Source organism: Citrobacter tructae, from assembly GCF_004684345.1.
Lineage (GTDB): Bacteria > Pseudomonadota > Gammaproteobacteria > Enterobacterales > Enterobacteriaceae > Citrobacter > Citrobacter tructae.
In genome coordinates, this window is sequence record NZ_CP038469.1 from 2,622,636 (window position 1) to 2,643,715 (window position 21,080).

General features: G+C 52.4%; 21 protein-coding genes. 11 read left to right on the top strand and 10 right to left on the bottom strand.

The genetic code is table 11. From position 1 onward, the window contains the following. The first annotated feature begins 24 nt into the window (after positions 1-24). Genes surA through apaH form a run of 5 tightly spaced genes read left to right on the top strand, consistent with a single transcriptional unit; the run spans position 25 to position 4,356 of the window. Positions 25-1,311: a peptidylprolyl isomerase SurA gene (surA, locus tag E4Z61_RS13305; protein ID WP_135323188.1), complete on the top strand. Its 1,287-nt coding sequence runs from the start codon at positions 25-27 to the stop codon at positions 1,309-1,311. After that, on the top strand, positions 1,311-2,303 hold the full coding sequence (pdxA, locus tag E4Z61_RS13310) for a 4-hydroxythreonine-4-phosphate dehydrogenase PdxA (RefSeq protein ID WP_135323189.1): 993 nt from the start codon (positions 1,311-1,313) through the stop codon (positions 2,301-2,303). Before surA ends, pdxA begins: the two co-directional genes overlap by 1 nt. Beyond that, the gene (rsmA, locus tag E4Z61_RS13315; RefSeq protein ID WP_135323190.1) at positions 2,296-3,117 is read left to right on the top strand and encodes a 16S rRNA (adenine(1518)-N(6)/adenine(1519)-N(6))-dimethyltransferase RsmA; all 822 of its coding nucleotides are present in this window, start codon (positions 2,296-2,298) and stop codon (positions 3,115-3,117) included. Before pdxA ends, rsmA begins: the two co-directional genes overlap by 8 nt. A 2-nt stretch (positions 3,118-3,119) precedes the next feature. Then, complete coding sequence (gene apaG, locus E4Z61_RS13320) at positions 3,120-3,497, top strand: Co2+/Mg2+ efflux protein ApaG (RefSeq protein ID WP_135323191.1); 378 nt, start codon at positions 3,120-3,122, stop codon at positions 3,495-3,497. A gap of 10 nt (positions 3,498-3,507) precedes the next feature. Next, positions 3,508-4,356, top strand: a complete 849-nt coding sequence (gene apaH / locus E4Z61_RS13325; RefSeq protein ID WP_135323192.1) for a bis(5'-nucleosyl)-tetraphosphatase (symmetrical) ApaH — start codon at positions 3,508-3,510, stop codon at positions 4,354-4,356. A gap of 93 nt (positions 4,357-4,449) precedes the next feature. Here the strand turns inward: apaH and folA are convergent, their stop codons facing one another. From folA to E4Z61_RS13370, 9 genes are all read right to left on the bottom strand, one after another. After that, the gene (folA, locus tag E4Z61_RS13330; RefSeq protein ID WP_135323193.1) at positions 4,450-4,929 is read right to left on the bottom strand and encodes a type 3 dihydrofolate reductase; all 480 of its coding nucleotides are present in this window, start codon (positions 4,927-4,929) and stop codon (positions 4,450-4,452) included. A 198-nt stretch (positions 4,930-5,127) separates the two neighbouring features. Beyond that, positions 5,128-6,990 carry a glutathione-regulated potassium-efflux system protein KefC gene (kefC, locus tag E4Z61_RS13335; protein WP_135323194.1) on the bottom strand — a complete coding sequence of 621 codons (1,863 nt, stop codon included), beginning with the start codon at positions 6,988-6,990 and terminating at the stop codon, positions 5,128-5,130. Beyond that, positions 6,983-7,513 (bottom strand): glutathione-regulated potassium-efflux system oxidoreductase KefF, encoded by a 531-nt coding sequence (kefF, locus tag E4Z61_RS13340; protein ID WP_032490554.1) that lies wholly within the window; start codon positions 7,511-7,513, stop codon positions 6,983-6,985. The genes kefC and kefF overlap by 8 nt, the downstream gene beginning before the upstream one ends. A gap of 104 nt (positions 7,514-7,617) precedes the next feature. Continuing rightward, the gene (locus E4Z61_RS13345; protein WP_005124493.1) at positions 7,618-7,851 is read right to left on the bottom strand and encodes a YgdI/YgdR family lipoprotein; all 234 of its coding nucleotides are present in this window, start codon (positions 7,849-7,851) and stop codon (positions 7,618-7,620) included. A 90-nt stretch (positions 7,852-7,941) separates the two neighbouring features. Further along, positions 7,942-9,285, bottom strand: coding sequence for an MFS transporter (locus E4Z61_RS13350; protein WP_135323195.1), 1,344 nt, complete (start codon positions 9,283-9,285; stop codon positions 7,942-7,944). Positions 9,286-9,392: 107 nt separating this feature from the next. After that, the gene (gene fixX, locus E4Z61_RS13355) at positions 9,393-9,680 is read right to left on the bottom strand and encodes a ferredoxin-like protein FixX (protein ID WP_096758345.1); all 288 of its coding nucleotides are present in this window, start codon (positions 9,678-9,680) and stop codon (positions 9,393-9,395) included. Further along, on the bottom strand, positions 9,677-10,963 hold the full coding sequence (locus tag E4Z61_RS13360; RefSeq protein ID WP_135323196.1) for an FAD-dependent oxidoreductase: 1,287 nt from the start codon (positions 10,961-10,963) through the stop codon (positions 9,677-9,679). The genes fixX and E4Z61_RS13360 overlap by 4 nt, the downstream gene beginning before the upstream one ends. A gap of 173 nt (positions 10,964-11,136) precedes the next feature. Then, on the bottom strand, positions 11,137-12,078 hold the full coding sequence (locus tag E4Z61_RS13365) for an electron transfer flavoprotein subunit alpha/FixB family protein (protein WP_135323197.1): 942 nt from the start codon (positions 12,076-12,078) through the stop codon (positions 11,137-11,139). A 15-nt stretch (positions 12,079-12,093) separates the two neighbouring features. After that, positions 12,094-12,864: an electron transfer flavoprotein FixA gene (locus E4Z61_RS13370; protein WP_135323198.1), complete on the bottom strand. Its 771-nt coding sequence runs from the start codon at positions 12,862-12,864 to the stop codon at positions 12,094-12,096. Positions 12,865-13,345: 481 nt separating this feature from the next. Between E4Z61_RS13370 and caiT the strand changes: the two genes are divergently transcribed. From caiT to caiE, 6 genes are all read left to right on the top strand, one after another. Beyond that, the gene (gene caiT / locus E4Z61_RS13380) at positions 13,346-14,863 is read left to right on the top strand and encodes an L-carnitine/gamma-butyrobetaine antiporter (RefSeq protein WP_135323200.1); all 1,518 of its coding nucleotides are present in this window, start codon (positions 13,346-13,348) and stop codon (positions 14,861-14,863) included. 33 nt (positions 14,864-14,896) lie between these two features. Beyond that, positions 14,897-16,039 (top strand): crotonobetainyl-CoA dehydrogenase, encoded by a 1,143-nt coding sequence (caiA, locus tag E4Z61_RS13385; RefSeq protein ID WP_135323201.1) that lies wholly within the window; start codon positions 14,897-14,899, stop codon positions 16,037-16,039. 60 nt (positions 16,040-16,099) lie between these two features. After that, on the top strand, positions 16,100-17,317 hold the full coding sequence (gene caiB, locus E4Z61_RS13390; protein ID WP_135323202.1) for an L-carnitine CoA-transferase: 1,218 nt from the start codon (positions 16,100-16,102) through the stop codon (positions 17,315-17,317). A 63-nt stretch (positions 17,318-17,380) separates the two neighbouring features. Next, complete coding sequence (caiC, locus tag E4Z61_RS13395) at positions 17,381-18,934, top strand: crotonobetaine/carnitine-CoA ligase (protein ID WP_135323203.1); 1,554 nt, start codon at positions 17,381-17,383, stop codon at positions 18,932-18,934. 53 nt (positions 18,935-18,987) lie between these two features. Continuing rightward, the gene (caiD, locus tag E4Z61_RS13400) at positions 18,988-19,773 is read left to right on the top strand and encodes a crotonobetainyl-CoA hydratase (RefSeq protein WP_135323204.1); all 786 of its coding nucleotides are present in this window, start codon (positions 18,988-18,990) and stop codon (positions 19,771-19,773) included. A 6-nt stretch (positions 19,774-19,779) separates the two neighbouring features. Beyond that, positions 19,780-20,376, top strand: coding sequence for a carnitine operon protein CaiE (caiE, locus tag E4Z61_RS13405; RefSeq protein ID WP_135323205.1), 597 nt, complete (start codon positions 19,780-19,782; stop codon positions 20,374-20,376). A 74-nt stretch (positions 20,377-20,450) separates the two neighbouring features. Here the strand turns inward: caiE and caiF are convergent, their stop codons facing one another. Next, positions 20,451-20,846 (bottom strand): carnitine metabolism transcriptional regulator CaiF, encoded by a 396-nt coding sequence (caiF, locus tag E4Z61_RS13410; protein WP_135323206.1) that lies wholly within the window; start codon positions 20,844-20,846, stop codon positions 20,451-20,453. Positions 20,847-21,080 lie beyond the last annotated feature (234 nt).

Below are 21,080 nucleotides of genomic sequence, written 5' to 3' on the forward strand. Positions count from 1 at the left end.
CGGTTAATTAATAATGGAAAAAGTATGAAGAACTGGAAAACGCTGCTTCTCGGTATCGCCATGATCGCGAATACCAGTTTCGCTGCCCCACAGGTAGTCGATAAAGTCGCAGCCGTCGTCAATAACGGCGTCGTTCTGGAAAGCGACGTCGATGGCTTAATGCAGTCAGTAAAACTTAATGCGGGTCAGGCTGGTCAACAGTTACCGGACGACGCCACGCTGCGCCATCAAATTCTGGAACGTTTGATCATGGATCAAATCCTCCTGCAGATGGGCCAGAAGATGGGGGTGAAAATCTCTGATGAGCAGTTGGATCAGGCCATCGCCAACATCGCCAAGCAGAACAACATGACGCTGGACCAGATGCGCAGCCGCCTGGCACAGGATGGCTTGAGCTATTCGACCTATCGTAGCCAGATCCGCAAAGAGATGACCATCTCTGAAGTGCGTAACAACGAAGTTCGCCGTCGCGTCACCATTCTGCCTCAGGAAGTGGATGCTCTGGCACAGCAGGTTGGCAACCAAAATGATGCCAGCACTGAACTGAACCTGAGCCACATTCTGATTCCGTTACCGGAAAACCCAACTTCAGACCAGGTAAACGAAGCTGAAAGCCAGGCGCGTTCTGTTGTCGATGAAGCGCGTAATGGTAGTGATTTTGGTAAACTGGCAATCACCTATTCCGCGGACCAGCAGGCGCTGAAAGGCGGCCAGATGGGTTGGGGACGTATTCAGGAACTGCCGGGCATCTTTGCTCAGGCATTAAGCACCGCGAAAAAAGGCGATATCATCGGCCCGATTCGCTCAGGTGTCGGTTTCCACATCCTGAAGGTCAACGATATGCGTGGTCAGAGCCAGAGCATCTCCGTGACCGAAGTTCACGCACGTCATATCCTGCTGAAGCCGTCGCCGATCATGACCGATCAACAGGCGCGTCTGAAGCTGGAGCAACTCGCGGCTGATATTAAGAGCGGTAAAACAACCTTCGCCGCAGCGGCTAAAGAATTCTCTCAGGATCCAGGTTCAGCAAACCAGGGCGGCGATCTGGGCTGGGCGGCAGCGGATATTTTCGATCCGGCCTTCCGCGATGCGTTAACCCGACTGAACAAAGGCCAGATGAGCGCCCCAGTGCACTCCTCTTTTGGCTGGCACCTCATCGAACTGCTGGACACGCGTAACGTTGATAAAACTGACGCAGCGCAGAAAGACCGTGCCTATCGCATGCTGATGAACCGAAAGTTCTCGGAAGAAGCGGCGACCTGGATGCAAGAACAGCGTGCCAGTGCGTACGTTAAAATTCTGAGCAACTAATGGCCTGCACTCAACGCGTTGTCATCACTCCCGGCGAACCCGCCGGGATTGGTCCAGATCTCGTGGTCCAGCTTGCGCAGCGTGAGTGGCCGGTAGAACTCGTCGTCTGCGCCGATGCCACGCTACTTTCCAACCGGGCAGCCATGCTCGGTTTGCCGCTCTCGCTCCTCCCCTACTCTCCGGATACTCCAGCCAGACCGCAATCAGCAGGCACATTGACGCTGCTACCGATTGCACTGCGCACGCCTGCTGTCGCGGGTCAACTGGCGATAGAAAATGGACAGTATGTGGTCGATACGCTGGCTCGCGCGTGTGATGGTTGCTTACAAGGTGAATTTGCCGCGCTGATTACCGGCCCGGTTCACAAGGGCGTGATCAATGATGCCGGCGTGCCGTTTACCGGACACACCGAATTTTTTGAAGCGCGCTCGCAGGCGAAAAAAGTCGTGATGATGCTGGCTACCGAGGAGCTGCGCGTTGCGCTGGCAACCACGCATCTGCCGCTCAGAGCCGTTGCCGATGCCATTACGCCCGCGCTACTGCGGGAAGTCATTGGCATTCTGCATCATGATTTACGCACTAAGTTTGGCCTGAACGATCCGCATATTCTGGTCTGCGGCCTGAACCCGCATGCGGGGGAAGGTGGTCATATGGGGACGGAAGAGATAGACACTATCATTCCGGTACTGGATGAGATGCGCGCACAGGGCATGAAATTACACGGTCCACTGCCCGCAGATACCTTGTTTCAGCCCAAATATCTCGATAGCGCGGATGCCGTATTGGCAATGTACCACGATCAGGGTCTCCCCGTGCTAAAATACCAGGGATTTGGTCGCGGTGTGAATATCACACTGGGCCTGCCATTTATTCGCACATCCGTTGATCACGGCACCGCACTTGAACTGGCGGGTCGTGGGCAAGCAGATGTCGGCAGTTTTATTACGGCGCTTAACCTCGCCATCAAAATGATTGTTAATACTAATGAATAATCGAGTCCATCAGGGCCATTTAGCCCGTAAACGTTTCGGGCAAAACTTCCTCAACGATCAGTTTGTGATCGAAAGTATTGTCTCTGCTATCAACCCGCAAAAGGGTCAGGCAATGGTCGAAATCGGCCCGGGCCTCGCGGCATTGACCGAGCCGGTAGGTGAACGCCTGGATAAGCTCACGGTCATTGAACTGGACCGCGATCTGGCCGCACGCCTGCAAACGCACCCGTTTTTAGGGCCAAAGCTGACTATCTATCAGCAAGACGCCATGACCATGAACTTCGGCGAACTGTCGCAAACCATGGGTCAACCGCTACGCGTATTTGGTAACCTGCCTTACAACATCTCCACGCCGCTGATGTTCCATCTTTTTACCTATACTGATGCCATTGCCGACATGCATTTCATGTTGCAAAAAGAGGTGGTCAATCGTCTGGTTGCAGGGCCAAACAGTAAGGCGTATGGTCGATTAAGCGTCATGGCGCAATATTACTGCCAGGTGATCCCGGTACTCGAAGTACCGCCATCAGCTTTCACGCCTGCGCCTAAAGTCGATTCCGCCGTTGTACGCTTGGTCCCTCACGCGACGATGCCGTACCCGGTTAAAGATGTTCGCGTCCTGAGCCGTATTACAACCGAAGCGTTTAATCAGCGCCGTAAAACGGTACGTAACAGCCTCGGTAATCTGTTCAGCGTTGAAGTGCTGACGGAACTGGGTGTTGATCCGGCGTTGCGAGCGGAAAATATCTCTGTCGCCCAATACTGCCGGATGGCTAACTATCTGTCAGAAAAAGCGCCATCGAAGGAGAGTTAAGCATGATCAATTCGCCCCGAGTGTGTATTCAGGTACAAAGCGTCTACATTGAGGCGCAATCCTCACCTGATGATGAACGTTACGTTTTTGCCTATACCGTAACCATCCGCAATTTGGGGCGAGCGCCGGTGCAGCTGTTGGGGCGTTACTGGTTGATTACCAATGGTCATGGCCGTGAAACCGAAGTTCAGGGCGAAGGTGTGGTTGGCGTTCAGCCCCACATTGAACCCGGCGAAGAATACCAATATACCAGCGGCGCGGTGATTGAAACCCCGCTGGGCACCATGCAGGGTCATTACGAAATGATCGATGCGCAGGGCATTGCCTTTACCATCGACATTCCCGTATTCCGACTCGCCGTTCCAACTCTCATCCACTAAAACAATAGCTATGGCAACATACCTCATTGGCGACGTTCACGGTTGTTACGACGAACTGATCGCATTGCTGCATCAAGTAAATTTTGCCCCTGGGAAAGATACCTTATGGCTCACCGGCGACCTGGTCGCTCGTGGGCCCGGCTCACTGGACGTGCTGCGCTATGTCAAATCGCTCGGCGACAGCGTACGGTTAGTATTAGGTAATCACGATTTACACCTGCTGGCCGTGTTTGCGGGCATCAGCCGGAATAAACCCAAGGATCGGCTCACATCGCTACTCGAAGCCCCGGATGCTGATTCGCTGCTGAATTGGCTACGTCGCCAGCCGCTGTTGCAGGTTGATGAAGAGAAGAAGCTGGTGATGGCGCATGCCGGGATTACCCCACAGTGGGACCTGCAGACGGCGAAGGAGTGTGCTCGCGATGTCGAAGCGGTCCTGTCGAGCGACTCGTATCCGTTCTTCCTCGATGCTATGTATGGCGACATGCCAAATAACTGGACATCAGAACTGACGGGACTGGCCCGGTTACGTTTTATTACTAACGCCTTTACCCGTATGCGCTACTGTTTCCCGAACGGCCAACTGGATATGTACAGTAAAGAGTCGCCGGAAGATGCGCCTGCTCCGCTGAAACCATGGTTTGCCATCCCTGGCCCCGTCAGTGACGCCTATAGCATTGCTTTTGGGCATTGGGCGTCGCTGGAGGGTAAAGGTACGCCGGAAGGTATTTTTGCGCTGGATACAGGTTGTTGCTGGGGTGGTGATCTCACCTGTCTGCGCTGGGAAGACAAACAGTACTTTACTCAGCCGTCAAATCGCCATCTGAAGCTGGATCCTGGCGAGGCGGTCAACGCCTGATATTCGTCTGCCGGAGGCGGTGCTAGCACCTTATCCGGCCTACGTATGTGCAATCTGTAGGCCTGATAAGCGAAGCGCCATCAGGCATCCAAATTAGCGACGTTCCAGGACTTCGAAGCAATAACTGTGAGAGTTTTGCGCGTCGGCATCGTGGAATTCGCTGAAAACAGATTCCCAGTCGTCCGGTTCGTAGTCCGGGAAATGCGTATCCCCTTCTACTTCTGCATCGATATGCGTCAGATACAGTTTCTGCGCTTTTGGCAGGAACTGCTCATACACGCGCCCACCGCCAATCACCATAATCTCTGGTTCATCGCCACAGGCCGCAATAGCCTCATCAACAGATGTCACCCACTGCACGCGATCGTCGGTGCCAGGTTTACTGCTGATGACGATATTTTTACGCCCAGGCAACGGTCGCCCGATGGATTCCCAAGTATGGCGCCCCATAACAACTGGCTTGTTTAAAGTATTACGTTTAAACCAGGCGAGATCGGCAGGTAGGTTCCACGGCATGGCGTTTTCCATACCGATGACGCGATCTACCGCTAACGCCGCAATCAGACTGATCATTGAATATTTCCCGGATACAAAAAAATTGTCGCCACTATACGGAAAGCGCAATCTTTCGTCGACTGGCGGAAAGAGGATGTGCACGAAAATTTTCCGTTCTGCTGGCGATCCGACCTATTTCAGGTGGAGCGCCAGCATTACAGTAGTTCAAAAACAGTCAATTAGCAGTAAAGTTTGCAGAACATCACATTTTTTACCCTATGCTGACGGTTTCACTTCCGGCTCATCGGCGGCGTCGCCCGTATGTTTACCTTCATCCGTGCCTTGCCAGCCATGGCGTTGAATGAGAGACAAATGCTGACGATCCTCGGTAATAATTTCACTCAGCATTGCGCTGGTGCGTTTATATACCGCCGCGCGCGAAATCGCGTCATTTTCACCCTTCACCATCTCTTCAACCATCAGCGTATTGAAGCGACGAAAGACATCGGCCCGCTCGCGTGCCTCATAGCGCCCAAGCCCCAGACCTTCCAGTGCCAGACGTCCGGTTTTCAGTGCTCCCTCAAAGGTTTCACGCTCGGGCATCTCTACCCCCGCTTGGCGCAAACGGATGTAATGATCAACATCGCGCGCCCGGGCTATAATTTGCAGATGCGGGAAATGCGCTTTCACCATTTCGGTCAGTTGCAGACTGGTTTGCGGATCGTCAATGGCGTTAATGATCACCTCCGCTTTCGCGGCCCCCGCTGACTCCAACAGATCCATCCGTGTCGCATCGCCATAAAAAACCTTCATACCAAATTTGCGCAGCGTTTCGATATGGTCTGGGTCGTGATCGAGTACCACCATTTTCACTCCACTCGACAGCAGCAAACGGCCAGTTATCTGACCAAATCGCCCAAATCCGGCGATGATCACCCGCGGCTGTTCCTCATCGATTTCATCCGCCTCGCGCGCTTCACCGGTAGACGATTTTTCCAGACGCGTCAGAACAACCAGTAAAATTGGCGTGGCAGCCATCGACAGCGCCACCGCCAGCGTCAGCGCTTTTGCCCATTCGGGATCGAGCACGTTTGCCATTTGCGCCGCGCCAAACACCACGAAAGCAAACTCACTGCCCTGCCCTAATAATACGGCAAACCAGCGACGCTGCTTATTCGGTACCTGCAACGGCCTGGCAATCACCCACAGCATGACGGTTTTGATAACCAAGAAACCAACCAGCAGAATGATAATGCGCAACGGATTATCAATCAGCGTACCGAAGTCGATAGACATGCCGACGCCGATGAAAAACAGCCCCAGCAACAACCCTTTAAACGGTTCGATATCGCTTTCCAGCGCATGGCGATACTCCGAACTCGCCAGCAGCACACCGGCCAGGAATGCGCCCATCGCCATCGACAAGCCAACTTCTTCCAGCAATAAGCCGAAGCCAAAAACAAGAAATAACGCGACGGCACTGAATACTTCCCGCAGCCCGGAACGCGCCACAAAACGCAATGCAGGACGGGTGACATAACGCCCTAACAGCACCACCAGCACCAGCGCACCGGCGACTTTCAGTGCGGATAGTGCAAACGCCCCTAGCGTTGTTGACGCGCCACTCGCCGCCAGTAAGGGGATCATCGCCACCAGGGGAATGGCCGCGATATCCTGGAACAACAGTACGGAAAACGCGCTGCGTCCCATTTGCGAAACCATCAGGTTACGTTCGTTCATCGCCTGCATGGCGATAGCAGTAGAGGAAAGCGCCAGCGTCATGCCAATCAGTTCTGCCACCTGCCAGCGCAGGCCGAGGAACATACAGAACAAGCCGATCAGTCCGCCGCAGACTACCATTTGCAGTGCGCCGCCGCCGAACACCGAGGCCCGCAGCTTCCACAATCGCTGCGGGTCAAGTTCCAGACCGATGACAAACAGCATTAGCACCACGCCGATCTCGGCAAAATGCAGGATAGATTCGGCATCCGTCACCAGTCTTAAGCCCCACGGACCGATGATGCACCCGGCAATGAGGTATCCCAGCACCGACCCTAACCCCAGCCGTACCGCAATCGGCACAATCAGCGCCGCTGAACCGAGATAAATCAGCGCCTGTATCAGCGTATGGCTATCCATGGTGTGCCTCCTGCCATTCCATTAAACGCTGCTTGTAATGACGTGCCTGCGCCTGCAGCGTTTCGTCATCACAGATAAACGTACAGTGCATCGCAAATGGCGGCAGCCATTTGAAACCACAATATAATGCCGTGGCTTGCAAAGGTTGGGAAAGCACATCAAAACCTGGATGGGAGCCGATATCAAAATGATTTTCACCGCCGCCGGTAGTGACCGCCCACAACAGATGTTTACCGTGCAGCGCGGTGCCACCATGACCATACGCCCAGCCGTGAGAGAGAACTTTGTCCATCCACAGTTTGAGGAGAGGCGGTGTGCTGTACCACTGTATAGGGTGTTGCCAGACGATAAGATTCGCGCGCGCCAGCGCATCCTGTTCAGCGGCGATATCGATATTGAAGTCGGGATAGAGTTCATACAGCGAACGAACTTCTACGCCCTCCAGCGTCCTTGCCTGCTCAAGCATCCGCTTATTCGCATGCGAGTGCTGCGGATAGGGATGTGCATAAATGATGAGAATCATGATTAGCCTGCTATTACTGCATTATTGTAATACCAGTGAGTTTAGTCAGTTAATCAGCAGGCTAAAAGTCAATATTATTGAGTAGATGAATGGAAAATATTGAGTTAGTTGTCCAGCTCACTCATGTCCTTAACCTGATCGCGGTTAATCTGTTCCGTTTTACCGGTTTCCGCATTCTTATACGACACCAGACCGGTATCGTCATCCACCTGCGGCTTGCCATCGGTAACAATGGTTTTACCATCGGTGGTTTTAACCGCCTGGTTTGAGGAACAACCGGCAACGGTGAACAGCGCTGCTGCGGTAAAAATGGAGGTGATCAGAATATGTTTTTGCATGGTGTTCTCCCTGCTTTTCAGTCATTTTCAGTGATATACCAATTAAGCTTAGGCTAACTGACTGAGTAACAGGGAAAATACAGAACACTCCTAATAACTCACTCTGGATACAGGCTTGCTGCGAATCGTCATTTGACTGGTTTGTGCCAGAGTCAGCCCCCGCGTTTCTGGCGCAAAGGCAATGGAAACCAACAGGCCGATCAGTGATATCCCGGCGCCCATTAGCATCACATGACTGATCCCGTATTTGCTGATAAAAACAGGGAGTGCCCAGGTGGAAACAATGGTTCCTACCCGGCTTAACGACATGATCACGCCGACGGCAGACGCGCGGATATCCGTGGGGAACAGCTCATTAGGGTACAGCCACTGGAGATTCCCCGGCCCTCCCGAGAAAAACGCATACACGGCAAACGCCAGCACCACCAGCCAGACGCCCATATCCGGGATCAGCCCCAACGCTGCCAGCGCCAGCGTCATCATAATAAAGCTGCCGATCAACAGCGGTCGACGGCCTGCGCTATTCAGCCAGAACATCGGCGGAATACAGCCCAGCATAAAAAACAAGCTAATTACCACGTTACCCAGCGCGGCACTTTTCCCGACCCCGAGGCCCAACAATCCGACAATCTGTGGACCAAAGGTGTAAATGGCGAACATCGGGATCACCTGGCAGGTCCAGATGGTGGCAACAAACAGAACAAATGGAAAATGGCGGCGATTAAATAACTGGAGAAAACGTGTTTCCTGCGGCGCTTCTTCATCGAATACTACCGGTTCACCGAACAGCTTGATCATCATCGCTTCACACTCTTTCACCCGGCCTTTACGCAGCAGCCAGCGTGGCGATTCGGGAAGATCGAAGCGACCAATCAGGATCAAAATACAGGGGATCACCGCGCTCCCCAACATCCAGCGCCATCCGCCCTCAACATCATACAGGCAGTAACCGACCAGATCGGCGCAGGTCGCACCGACATACCACATGGCGGCAATAAAACCGATGGAGAAGGCGCGCTGGCGAGTATTGGAGAACTCGGTGATCATCGAAGTGGCTATCGGATAATCAGCACCGATCACCACCCCGATCAGTACCCGCATCACCAGCAATTCAACGGGAGAAGAAACAAACATCGTCGCCGCCGATATCACGCCAATGGCGATGATATCGATGATGAACATTTTGCGGCGACCGACTTTATCGGAGATGTAGCCAAACAGCGACGTACCGACAAACAGCCCAGCCAGCGTACCGGCTCCCAGCAGGCCAATCCACTCAGCATCCAGATTTAATGCCGGTGTGAGCTGCTCAAGCGCCACGCCAATCATAACCAACACATAACCATCCAGAAACGGTCCGCCGCTTCCCCACAGCATTATCCGGCGGTGAATTGAGGTGAATTTGATGTCATCAAAGTTCCTGGGCTGCGGCATGGTGATGTCCTGTTTTATTTAACTTAATGCCTGATGGTGCGTAGCTTTAAGGCCTACGTACTGCGCCTGTAGGCCGGATAAGGCGAAGCCGCCATCCGGCACCAGGTTTAGCCGTAGCGAAACTCCACGCCAAACGTCCCACGCGGGTACTCCCATTTCTCCAGCGCCGTATCGAGTCCGAGAATTCGACACGTTCCGCATTCCAGACAACCGGCGTAATCAAAGCGCACGCTGCCGTCATCCTGCTTTTTGTACAATCCTGCCGGACAGGCTTTAATCAACACCTCCAGCACCTGTTTATCGGGCTGAGTTTTCAGAATGATGTGTGGGCTTTCTTCATCCACATTGAATTTATTGACGCCCAGTTTGACGTCCACATTGACGGGTGAAGTCATAATACGGTCACTCCTTTAAGGCCATCTTTCATCAGATTGATGAAACCCACTTTCTTCGCATGGCGCAGCAGTGTCTTACGCATCGGGACCGGCGCTGAGCCATCAACGGTGAACAGGTCGCGGGCAATATTGACTACCATTTCGGGATAGGCGGTAAACATGCGAGGATTATCGAGGAACGCAGGCAGCTTCTGATACATGCGCATATCGCGCATTGGGCCGTCATCCAGATGCTGGTGGTATTCGCCAAGCGCCTGCTTGCTAAAGTCGTCACGTTTCATGGCTGAAAGCACCGTTTTAGCTGCCGCTTCACCTGCTGAGATGGCCAAATCCATACCGCGAATGGTGAAACCGAGGTTCATGCACATCCCGGCGGCATCACCGGCAATCAGTACGCCGTCGCCCACCAGTTCCGGCTGCATATTCATTCCGGCTTCCGGTACAACGTGTGCAGCATATTCCACCAGCTTGCCACCGGCGATCAGCGGGGCAACGGCCGGATGCTGTTTAAAATCTTCCAGCATTTGTGGGACCGATTTTTTCGCGTCCTTCAGGTGGTGAAGACCGCATACCAGCCCTAAAGAAACGGTTGTTTCATTAGTATAGAGGAAGCCGCCCCCCATCAAACCGTCGGTTGGCGAACCGGCAAACAGGCAGGCTGCACCTTCATTGCCCTGCAGATGAAAACGATCTTCAATCACTGATTTCGGTAATTCGATAAGCTCCTTCACGCCAACGGCAACATGTGCCGCCTCGACGCGCCTGGCCATGCCCAGCTTTTCTGCCAGCAGCGAATTCACGCCGTCAGCGAGGATCACCACTTTTGCTTCAAGAATGTCGCCATCGGCTTCCACGCCTACGACTTTGCCATCACGCTGGACGACGTTATCCACGCGAATACCGGTGATCAGTTGAGCTCCCGCCTCCTCGGCCTGCTCCATCAGCCATGCATCAAATTTACTGCGCAATACGGAATAAGAAACCTGCGATGCCGTCGCTTCTTCTCCATTACAGTAATCCATAGTCATCGCCCCTTTTTCGGTCATAAAGGCGAGTTTTTCGTGGGTGATCATGCGTTCAATGGGGGCATGCTCAGCAAAGCCGGGGATAATGCGCTCCAGGCTATGCGCATACATGCGGCCACCGGTGACATTCTTCGCGCCAGCAGAATTGCCGCGCTCGATAACCAGCACCTGTGCACCTTCGCGAGCGAGCACCAGCGCCGCAACCGAACCGGCCAGGCCTGCACCCACGATGATGGCATCAAAGATATCTTCGGACATATGTACTCCTGTCAATGGCAGGTCACATACCCGCCGTCTTTCAAGCTGCATTTTTGTTGGCTACGTTAACTCCCCCCAATCACTTACTCCGGTAAGCTCATCGGGATTCGTTCTCTTACCGCCTCAATGCAACTCGAAATCCATTGGGTATAACCAATCCTGCCCGAAATGGTTTAGCGCGCTAATGCGGCCGTCAGCGCAGGCAGGATCTTCAGCGCATCACCGACGATGCCAAAGTCCGCGTACTGGAAAATCGGGGCATTTTTGTCTTTGTTGATGGCAAAAATCGTCTGTGCACCGTTCGCACCCACCATGTGCTGGATCTGCCCGGAGATCCCCACGGCCAGATATAACTCAGGTTTAAGCATCAGATTGGAGATACCGACGTAACGTTCATGCTCCATCCACTTCTCGTTTTCCGCCACCGGACGGGAACAGGCCAGTTCGGCACCCATGGCATGACACAGCGCTTCCGCCAGCGAGATATTCTCTTTGCTGCCAATACCGCGTCCCACGCTGACCACCAGACGCGCCTTATCGAGATCAACGCTATTACTTTTACGCGCCTGAGTAGCGGTGCGGGTAACGGCGGTGGCCGGAGCCTGCCACTGCACATCATGCTTTTCGCCGCTACGAGAAGCATCAGGTTGCATCGCTTCAAACGTTCCGCTGCTGAGCGTGATCACCGCAAATGGCGAGGTGATGGTTTCCGCCCCCATTGCCAGGCCACCGTAGACCATGTGTTTGACCGCCACATTGTCGTCCTGCAACGTCACCGCACTGGCATCGTTAGAGACTGCCGCCGACAAACGAAAGCCCAACTTTGCCGCCAGCAGTTTGCCGCGACGCGTATTCGGCAGCAGTACCGCGCCGCCCTCGCTGTGCTGACGAATGGTCTGGGCCATCACGCCCGCATAATCTTCCATCATGCGGTCATCTGGCTTTCCGCTGAGCAGCCAGACATGGTTCGCGCCCAACTGAATTGCCGCCGCGCTATCAGCCTCGTTCAGTACGAACGTATTAATTGTTTCACCTAAAGCCTGCGCACCATTCATCAGTTCCGGCAGACGAGAAGGGGTATCGCTGAATACCCAAACACTGGAAAACTTGTTCATAACATCCCCTGATAATTAAATGATTTTGCGCAGGTTCTCGACAAACGCGGCAATCTGTTCTTCACCGTCACCTTCAATCACTACGCGCTGACGCTCGCGTTGTTTCGGTGCAGCAACCTGCTGGACGGAGTATGCATCCACGCCATTAAGCGCAATATCTGCGGGCGACCAGACTTGAACCGGTTTTTTCGCCGCGCCAAGAATGGCTTTCATGGAAGGGATTTGTGGTGTGTTGATATCGGTAGAGACCGCAATCACCGCCGGAAGCGGGATGCTCAGGGTTTCAATTTCATCTTCCAGCTCACGCTCTACCGTGAGGGTGTTATCCGCCAGCGAGAGGATCTTGCTCACGCCATTAATCGCTGGGATATTCAGCGTTTCACCCACCAGCAGACCGACTTGCTGCGCATAAAGATCGGAAGATCCGTCGCCGCAGATAAGCAGATCAAAACCGGATTTTTGTGCCGCAGCGGCCAGTGCCGCCGCCGTATGCTGTGGCAGCGCCTGTTCGAATTGATCGTCAATCACCACGATCAGTTCATCCGGGCCGCGAGAGAGCACATCTTTGCGCCCTTTAGCATTGGTCAACGCTTTGCCGCCCACGCTCAGCGCAACAACCTGAGCCTCCCCCACTTGCTGTTTTAACTGGCAGGCAGCTTCAATCGCATTCAGGTCGTACTGACTAATTTTGGCGTCGGCCTTACTGAGGTCCAGCGAACCGTCAGCATTATTAATCACAATATCCTGTTCATCAGGCACACATTTGTAGCAAGTAATTATCTTCATTGCATCTCCAGAAATCATGAAGGAAACGTTATTCATATCGGCGGTGTTAAATACAGATATCACGCTCTTTAATTCGGAAATAAAACATTAATCACCAATATTGAAAATGTCACACATTGATATTCGTAACTTTCAATAGTGTTATGCATCTCACCAATATTGAAAACCGCCTGTCAAAAATGAAAGTTTTCAATATTGTTTGCTGGCTCAACAATATTGAAAGCCAACCACTTAAAAAACTTAAAAAACCAACACCAACTAGCTGATTAATAAGAACAAACAACGAAAAACAGTTCAAAATCATCAGCATAAAAAAGTGTGACGAACATAACAGAAGCTCCAGTAATGAATACCCATTATGAGTTACTCACCGAGGCGCCCCAGAGGTTAAATAGTTATCAACAAATTATTAATAATAAATATACAAAACAGCACAATCGGGAACGCTAAATAAATTTCGTTTTCACACTGGAATTCACTTATGAAAAATGAAAAGAAGAAGTCGGGAATAGAACCAAAGGTTTTTTTTCCGCCATTAATAATTGTCGGAATACTTTGTTGGCTAACAGTACGAGATCTTGATGCCGCGAATGTGGTTATTAACGCGGTATTCAGTTACGTCACCAACGTCTGGGGTTGGGCATTTGAATGGTACATGGTCATCATGCTAGGCGGCTGGTTCTGGCTGGTCTTTGGTCCGTATGCCAAAAAGAAATTAGGTGACGAAAAACCGGAGTTTAGCACCACCAGCTGGATTTTTATGATGTTCGCTTCTTGTACATCAGCTGCCGTGCTGTTCTGGGGTTCGATAGAGATCTATTACTACATCTCCACGCCGCCGTTCGCGCTAACGCCAGGATCGACACCGGCGAAAGAGATTGGTCTGGCCTACAGCCTGTTCCACTGGGGACCACTGCCGTGGGCAACCTATAGCTTCCTTTCTGTTGCCTTCGCCTACTTCTTCTTTGTACGCAAGATGGATGTTATCCGCCCCAGTTCCACGCTGGTGCCGTTGGTTGGTGAGAAGCACGCAAAAGGGTTATTTGGCACGATCGTCGATAACTTCTACCTGGTCGCACTGATCTTCGCGATGGGTACCAGCCTTGGTCTGGCGACACCGCTGGTTACCGAGTGTATGCAGTGGTTGTTTGGTATTCCGCACACGCTGCAATTAGACGCCATCATCATTACCTGCTGGATCATTCTGAACGCAATTTGCGTGGCCTGTGGCCTGCAAAAAGGGGTCAAAATCGCCAGCGACATTCGTAGCTACCTGAGTTTCCTGATGCTGGGCTGGGTGTTTATCGTCAGCGGCGCCAGCTTCATCATGAACTACTTCACCGACTCTGTCGGTATGCTGATGATGTATCTGCCACGCATGCTGTTCTATACCGATGCTATCGGCAAAGGCGGCTTCCCGCAGGGCTGGACCGTCTTCTACTGGGCATGGTGGGTGATTTACGCCATCCAGATGAGTATCTTCCTCGCCCGTATTTCTCGTGGCCGTACCGTACGTGAACTGTGCTTCGGCATGGTGCTGGGTCTGACAGCCTCCACCTGGATCCTGTGGACTGTCCTTGGCAGCAACACACTGCTGTTAATGGATAAAAATATCCTCAACATCCCGCAACTGATTGAGCAGCACGGCGTGGCGCGCGCCATTATTGAAACCTGGGCCGCATTGCCGTTCAGCACCGCCACTATGTGGGGATTCTTTATCCTCTGCTTTATCGCCACCGTCACACTGATTAACGCCTGCTCATATACCCTGGCGATGTCCACCTGCCGTGAAGTTCGCGACGGTGAAGAACCTCCGCTGTTGGTACGTATCGGCTGGTCAGTATTGGTAGGTGTCATCGGTATCGTTCTGTTGGCTCTGGGCGGATTGAAGCCCATCCAGACAGCGATTATTGCCGGAGGATGTCCGCTGTTCTTCGTCAACATTATGGTCACGCTGTCCTTTATTAAAGACGCCAAAGTGCACTGGAAAGACAAGTAAGTTTAATTAACCCATTACTGAAGAGGCTTGAAGATGGATTTCAATTTGAATGACGAGCAGGAACTGTTTGTCGCAGGTATTCGTGAACTGATGGCCAGTGAGAACTGGGAAGCTTACTTTGCCGAGTGCGATCGTGACAGCGTCTACCCGGAACGTTTTGTGAAAGCGCTGGCGGATATGGGCATCGATAGCCTGCTGATCCCGGAAGAACACGGCGGTCTGGAAGCAGGTTTCGTCACCGTTGCCGCCGTATGGATGGAATTAGGTCGCCTTGGCGCTCCGACTTACGTGCTGTATCAATTACCAGGGGGTTTTAACACTTTCCTGCGTGAAGGCACCCAGGAACAAATTGATAAAATCATGGCGTTCCAGGGCACGGGTAAGCAGATGTGGAACTCCGCCATTACCGAACCGGGAGCTGGATCGGATGTTGGCAGTCTGAAAACCACTTATACACGCAAAGATGGTAAGGTTTATCTTAATGGCAGTAAGTGCTTTATCACCAGTAGCGCCTATACCCCGTATGTCGTGGTGATGGCACGAGATGGTGCATCGCCGGATAAACCCGTTTACACCGAGTGGTTTGTTGACATGAGCAAAGCCGGTATCAAGGTCAACAAGCTGGAGAAACTCGGCCTGCGTATGGACAGTTGCTGTGAAATTACCTTTGATGACGTCGAACTGGATGAAAAAGACATGTTCGGTCGGGAAGGTAATGGCTTTAACCGCGTGAAAGAAGAGTTTGACCACGAACGTTTCCTCGTCGCCCTGACCAACTACGGTACGGCAATGTGTGCCTTTGAAGATGCGGCACGCTACGCCAATCAGCGCGTCCAGTTTGGCGAAGCGATCGGCCGTTTCCAGCTGATTCAGGAGAAGTTTGCGCATATGGCGATCAAACTGAACTCCATGAAAAACATGCTGCTGGAAGCCGCGTGGAAAGCAGATAACGGTACCATTACCTCAGGTGATGCAGCCATGTGCAAATACTTCTGCGCCAATGCCGCGTTTGAGGTCGTAGACAGCTCCATGCAAGTACTGGGTGGTGTAGGCATCGCGGGCAATCATCGCATCACACGCTTCTGGCGTGATCTGCGTGTTGACCGTGTTTCCGGTGGCTCTGATGAAATGCAGATCCTGACGTTGGGTCGTGCGGTACTCAAGCAATACCGCTAAGTGGGATGCCGGATAGCGCTGTGCTTATCCGGCCTACAACTAACTGCCAGGAGCTAAATTATGGACCATTTACCAATGCCTGCGTTTGGGCCACTTGCCGGAGTTCGGGTTGTCTTTTCAGGGATCGAGATCGCTGGGCCGTTCGCCGGGCAGATGTTTGCCGAATGGGGCGCTGAGGTTATCTGGATTGAAAACGTCGCCTGGGCCGATACCATCCGCGTGCAACCCAACTACCCGCAGCTCTCACGCCGCAACCTGCACGCCCTGTCACTCAATATTTTCAAAGATGAAGGCCGGGAAGCGTTTCTGAAGCTTATGGAAACCACCGACATTTTCATTGAAGCCAGTAAAGGCCCGGCTTTTGCCCGCCGTGGTATTACCGATGAAGTCTTGTGGGAACACAACCCGAAGCTGGTTATCGCTCACCTCTCCGGCTTCGGCCAGTTTGGTACCGATGAGTACACCAATCTTCCGGCTTACAACACCATCGCCCAGGCGTTCAGCGGCTATCTGATTCAAAACGGCGACGTAGATCAACCTATGCCTGCCTTCCCGTACACCGCCGATTACTTCTCGGGCATGACCGCCACCACGGCAGCCCTGGCGGCCCTGTATAAAGTGCGCGAAACGGGTAAAGGCGAAAGTATTGATATTGCCATGTACGAAGTGATGCTGCGTATGGGCCAGTACTTCATGATGGATTACTTCAACGGCGGTGAAATTTGCCCACGCATGACCAAAGGCAAAGACCCCTACTACGCCGGTTGCGGTCTGTATAAATGCGCTGACGGTTACATCGTGATGGAGTTGGTCGGCATTACGCAAATCAATGAATGCTTCAAGGATATTGGTCTGGCGCACATCCTCGGCACGCCTGAAGTCCCGGAAGGCACGCAGCTTATCCATCGCGTTGAATGTCCATACGGTCCGTTAGTCGAAGAGAAGCTGGATGCCTGGCTGGTCAAGCACACCATCGCCGAAGTCCAGGCGCGCTTTGCCGAGCTGAATATCGCCTGTGCGAAAGTTCTGACGATTCCGGAACTGGAAGGCAACCCGCAGTACGTTGCCCGTGAATCGATCACTCAGTGGCAAACGATGGACGGTCGCACCTGCAAAGGGCCAAACATCATGCCGAAATTCAAAAACAACCCAGGGAAAATCTGGCGTGGCATGCCATCACACGGCATGGATACCGCCGCCATTCTGAAAAATATTGGTTATAGCGAAGCAGACATAAATGAGCTGGTCGGCAAAGGCCTGGCCAGAGTTGAGGAATAAACGCGATGCGCTGATCGGCTTTGTCGGTTGGCGCTCACGCCTGATTTAAGCGGATAAGATAAAATGGATATCGTTGGCGGACAAAACTTACGTCAGATGTGGGACGACCTGGCCGAGGTGTACGGAGATAAAACGGCGCTTATTTTCGAATCCTGTGAAGGAAACGTTCGACAGTTTAGCTATGCCTCACTTAATGAAGAGATTAATCGCACGGCAAATCTTTTTCATTCATTGGGCATACGCAAAGGCGATAAGGTTGCATTGCATCTGGATAACTGCCCGGAATTCATTTTTTGCTGGTTTGGGCTGGCAAAAATTGGCGCCGTGATGGTACCGATTAACGCCCGCTTGCTGGGGGAAGAAAGCGCCTGGATCCTGCAAAACAGTCAGGTCAGCTTGTTGGTCACCAGCGCCCAGTTTTATCCTATGTACCGCCAGATAAAACAGGAAAATACCACACCGCTTAATCACATCTGTCTGATTGGCGAGCAGCTTCCAACTGAAGACGGCGTAAGCCACTTTACCCAACTGCAAGCGCGCCAGTCGGCCACGCAATGCTATACGCCAGCGTTATCCACTGACGACACGGCGGAAATTCTGTTTACCTCAGGCACCACCTCGCGTCCTAAAGGGGTGGTGATTACCCACTATAACCTGCGTTTTGCCGGCTACTACTCCTCCTGGCAAATCGCCCTGCGCGATGACGACGTATACCTGACGGTAATGCCCGCCTTCCACATTGACTGCCAGTGTACGGCAGCCATGGCAGCTTTTTCCGCAGGCAGTACCTTTGTGCTGATAGAAAAGTACAGCGCCCGGGCCTTCTGGGATCAGGTACGCAAATATCAGGCGACGGTGACCGAATGCATTCCGATGATGATCCGCACGCTAATGGTGCAGCCCGCAAGCCCGACGGACAAACAGCACAATCTGCGCGAAGTGATGTTCTATCTCAATTTGTCGGTGCAGGAAAAAGACGATTTTATCGCACGTTTTGGCGTCAGGCTTTTGACCTCCTACGGCATGACGGAAACCATTGTCGGTATTATTGGCGACCGCCCAGGTGACAAGCGTCGTTGGCCATCCATTGGCCGCGTGGGCTTTAGTTATGAAGCCGAAATCCGTGACGATCATAATCAGGCGTTACCTGCCGGAGAGCTTGGCGAAATCTGCATTAAGGGCATACCGGGTAAAACGATATTTAAAGAGTACTACGCACAGCCGCAGGCCACAGCCAGAGCGCTGGAGTCAGACGGCTGGCTGCATACCGGTGATTCCGGTTACCAGGACGAAGAAGGCTTTTTCTATTTCGTCGACCGCCGCTGCAACATGATTAAACGCGGTGGGGAAAATGTTTCCTGCGTCGAACTGGAAAATATTATCTCTGCTCACCCTAAAATTCAGGACATTGTCATTGTCGGTATTAAAGACGCTATCCGCGATGAAGCGATTAAAGCATTCATCGTCCTGAATGAAGGTGAAACATTAAGCGAAACGGAGTTTTTCAGTTTCTGCGAATGCAATATGGCGAAATTTAAGGTTCCCTCTTTTATGGAGATAAGAGCCGACCTGCCGCGTAATTGTTCAGGAAAAATAATCAAAAAAAATCTGAAATAAACCCACTTGCAGGAATTTCTCCTGCCGGTAAACCTATTTTTTGGAGATGAACTATGAGTGAATCATTACATCTGACCCGCAACGGCCCGATTCTGGAAATTACATTAGATCGCCCAAAAGCGAATGCCATTGACGCCAAAACCAGTTTTGCCATGGGCGAGGCTTTTCTTAATTTCCGTGACGATCCGGAATTGCGCGTAGCGATCATCACCGGCGGCGGTGAGAAATTCTTTTCCGCAGGCTGGGACTTAAAAGCGGCGGCTGAAGGTGAAGCGCCAGATGCTGACTTTGGTCCAGGCGGTTTTGCCGGTTTAACGGAAATCTTCGACCTGGACAAACCAGTCATTGCAGCGGTAAACGGATATGCTTTCGGCGGAGGATTCGAGCTGGCGCTCGCGGCAGACTTTATCGTCTGCGCGGAAAACGCCAGCTTTGCGTTACCGGAAGCGAAACTCGGTATCGTGCCAGACAGCGGCGGTGTACTGCGCCTGCCCAAGCTGTTGCCGCCTGCTATCGTCAACGAAATGGTGATGACCGGCAGACGGATGAGCGCCGAAGAAGCACTGCGCTGGGGGATTGTGAACCGCGTCGTCAGCCAGTCTGAACTGATGGACAGCGCTCGCGAACTGGCGCAGCAGTTGGTGAATAGCGCCCCGCTGGCTATCGCTGCGCTGAAAGAGATTTACCGTGCAACCAGCGAAATGCCGGTAGAAGAAGGTTACCGTTTCATCCGTAGCGGTGCGCTGAAACATTACCCGGCAGTGCTGCACTCGGAAGATGCGCTTGAAGGACCGCAGGCGTTTGCCGAAAAACGCGATCCGGTGTGGAAAGGACGCTGATATCTCATGAGCTATTACGCCTTTGAAGGCCTGATTCCGGTAGTGCATCCAGAGGCGTATGTCCATCCCAGCGCCGTGTTGATCGGCGATGTGATCGTGGGGGCTGGCGTCTACGTCGGCCCACTCGCCTCACTGCGCGGCGACTATGGTCGCCTGATCCTTGAAGCTGGCTCAAACCTTCAGGATGGCTGCATCATGCATGGTTACTGCGACACCGATACCATCGTGCATGAAAATGGGCACATTGGACACGGCGCGATCCTGCACGGTTGCGTGGTTGGCAGGGATGCGCTGGTCGGCATGAACAGCGTCATTATGGACGGCGCGTTCATTGGCGAAGAGAGCATTGTCGCCGCCATGAGCTTTGTTAAAGCCGGGTTTACCGGTGAGGCAAGGCAACTTCTGGTCGGTTCACCTGCTCGCGTACTACGCGAAGTCACAGACCAGGAGCTGCACTGGAAGCGGTTGAATACCAAAGAGTATCAGGATCTTGCGGTCCGCTGTCGGGCAGGGTTACGCGAAACGCAGCCATTAACACAGGTTGATGAAAACCGCCCGCGCCTGAAAGGCACGACAGAGGTAAAACCGAAGTCAGCATCGTAAATTCATGCCGGATGGCGCTTACCCACTCTACAAAGTGTCTTGTTGTAGCCTGGAGCCATCCGACAAATCAGGCACTATCGACGCATACTTTTTGACAGCATCATCTGCCATTTCTGCTCACGGTTAAGCTCTGTTGGGGGAACAGCTGACAGACGTGGCGTTTTCGCCACACTCAATTTTTTTTCCTGCATACCGTGGTTCAATCGGCGATAAAGCTGAGGATCAATACTCACAACTTTCACCAGACGCTGGCACTGACATCCGCGACCCGCAAGTTGATTGGGGATCATCTTAACTTCACAAACTATTTCGCTCACTTCCGAAAGAATATAAGAGAGCGTATTGATCGCTTTGCAATGTTCAATATCGAACTGACGGGAAATCTCTTTTGCCGTCACCCAACGATCTTCTGCCATGATCCAATCAGAAATTAACAAATAAAGCGGTCTTTCAACATATTCTTCACACATAAGCACACCATTTCACAAATTAAAAATCTGGCTACGGCTTGTCAGGAATTAATAAAAACAAAGCCATATTAAAATTGTGTATATAGGGGATAGTATGCGACTTAAATATTGATTAGTGTGAGCAATATCGCGCTTATTACATTGAAAATGTGTTTATAGAACCCTATTTCCACCAAGAATGACCTGATTGAATAAAAAAACGGTTTCTTTACAGAAACCGTTTCGAATTATATT

Coding starts and splice junctions, on each gene's coding strand:
- E4Z61_RS13365 (WP_135323197.1), bottom strand. CDS start 12,078: ATGAACAAGTTTTCCAGTGTTTGGGTATTCAGCGATACCCCTTCTCGT.
- kefF (WP_032490554.1), bottom strand. CDS start 7,513: ATGATTCTCATCATTTATGCACATCCCTATCCGCAGCACTCGCATGCG.
- caiC (WP_135323203.1), top strand. CDS start 17,381: ATGGATATCGTTGGCGGACAAAACTTACGTCAGATGTGGGACGACCTG.
- E4Z61_RS13345 (WP_005124493.1), bottom strand. CDS start 7,851: ATGCAAAAACATATTCTGATCACCTCCATTTTTACCGCAGCAGCGCTG.
- caiB (WP_135323202.1), top strand. CDS start 16,100: ATGGACCATTTACCAATGCCTGCGTTTGGGCCACTTGCCGGAGTTCGG.
- apaG (WP_135323191.1), top strand. CDS start 3,120: ATGATCAATTCGCCCCGAGTGTGTATTCAGGTACAAAGCGTCTACATT.
- caiT (WP_135323200.1), top strand. CDS start 13,346: ATGAAAAATGAAAAGAAGAAGTCGGGAATAGAACCAAAGGTTTTTTTT.
- caiA (WP_135323201.1), top strand. CDS start 14,897: ATGGATTTCAATTTGAATGACGAGCAGGAACTGTTTGTCGCAGGTATT.
- fixX (WP_096758345.1), bottom strand. CDS start 9,680: ATGACTTCACCCGTCAATGTGGACGTCAAACTGGGCGTCAATAAATTC.
- E4Z61_RS13350 (WP_135323195.1), bottom strand. CDS start 9,285: ATGCCGCAGCCCAGGAACTTTGATGACATCAAATTCACCTCAATTCAC.
- pdxA (WP_135323189.1), top strand. CDS start 1,311: ATGGCCTGCACTCAACGCGTTGTCATCACTCCCGGCGAACCCGCCGGG.
- caiD (WP_135323204.1), top strand. CDS start 18,988: ATGAGTGAATCATTACATCTGACCCGCAACGGCCCGATTCTGGAAATT.
- apaH (WP_135323192.1), top strand. CDS start 3,508: ATGGCAACATACCTCATTGGCGACGTTCACGGTTGTTACGACGAACTG.
- E4Z61_RS13370 (WP_135323198.1), bottom strand. CDS start 12,864: ATGAAGATAATTACTTGCTACAAATGTGTGCCTGATGAACAGGATATT.
- caiE (WP_135323205.1), top strand. CDS start 19,780: ATGAGCTATTACGCCTTTGAAGGCCTGATTCCGGTAGTGCATCCAGAG.
- surA (WP_135323188.1), top strand. CDS start 25: ATGAAGAACTGGAAAACGCTGCTTCTCGGTATCGCCATGATCGCGAAT.
- rsmA (WP_135323190.1), top strand. CDS start 2,296: ATGAATAATCGAGTCCATCAGGGCCATTTAGCCCGTAAACGTTTCGGG.
- E4Z61_RS13360 (WP_135323196.1), bottom strand. CDS start 10,963: ATGTCCGAAGATATCTTTGATGCCATCATCGTGGGTGCAGGCCTGGCC.
- kefC (WP_135323194.1), bottom strand. CDS start 6,990: ATGGATAGCCATACGCTGATACAGGCGCTGATTTATCTCGGTTCAGCG.
- caiF (WP_135323206.1), bottom strand. CDS start 20,846: ATGTGTGAAGAATATGTTGAAAGACCGCTTTATTTGTTAATTTCTGAT.
- folA (WP_135323193.1), bottom strand. CDS start 4,929: ATGATCAGTCTGATTGCGGCGTTAGCGGTAGATCGCGTCATCGGTATG.